This is a genomic window from Thalassotalea sp. G20_0 (genome assembly GCF_017744175.1).
Classification (GTDB): domain Bacteria; phylum Pseudomonadota; class Gammaproteobacteria; order Pseudomonadales; family Endozoicomonadaceae; genus Endozoicomonas.
Map to the genome: position 1 here is coordinate 1 of NZ_JAGHQV010000343.1, position 750 is coordinate 750.

Sequence of the window (750 nt, forward strand, 5' to 3'; positions counted from 1 at the left end):
GTGTTGGCAACCGTTCCGAAAACCCGCCCCCCCCCCGATGCCGGCGTATGCATCCTCACCCGAGGTGACAATATGAACATTTTCCGCCCGGATATTACTGACTGTGCCATTAACATCAACAACACAGGCTGCTAACCCGGTCGCCTTCCGGGAATTTGTTATATTGGCACGAGTAAAGTGAAGGTCACTGATGCTGCCTTCCAGAGTGTCAACAAAACAGTCAGACAGACCGCTGATGGTACGGCATTGCCCATCGTACTTCCCGGTGAATGGATGGGTAACATCGCCAATGGATTGATAGTCTTGAGTGACAACAATATCCGCTGTCTGTTGATAGGTACCGTCCAGTGGATAGCGGGGATCTTTACCAATCTTGCCCAGGGTTTCTGCATCATTAATCTTTATGGGTTTTGAACCATCGGCAATGGATGTAGCGGTATTTACCGGGCATGAATCACTGTACGACAAATCCAATGCATCCAGAAATTCTGTTCGCGAAGAGCAATTGGCTGTTAACACCCGTGGGTCTGCTTTTTGGCAAAGAAGCTGATCATTGGCGATAGATCCAATATTTACTTCAGTGCCATCGACATAGCTGTTCACCGCCGTGGTGTTGGCAACCGTTCCTTTACTACCCTGCCACCCCGTAACAATCCCCCCCCCGATGCCGGCGAATGCACCTTCACCCAAGGTTGTGACATGGCTGTTCACCGCCGTGGTGTTGGCAACCGTTCCTTCATCAACCTGCCC

Annotated in this window: 1 protein-coding gene; it reads right to left on the reverse strand. The window is 50.9% G+C overall.

Annotation, left to right across the window (positions count from 1 at the left end):
- Positions 1–750: hypothetical protein (locus J7438_RS26410; RefSeq protein WP_209278998.1), on the reverse strand; the 750-nt coding region annotated here is incomplete at both ends.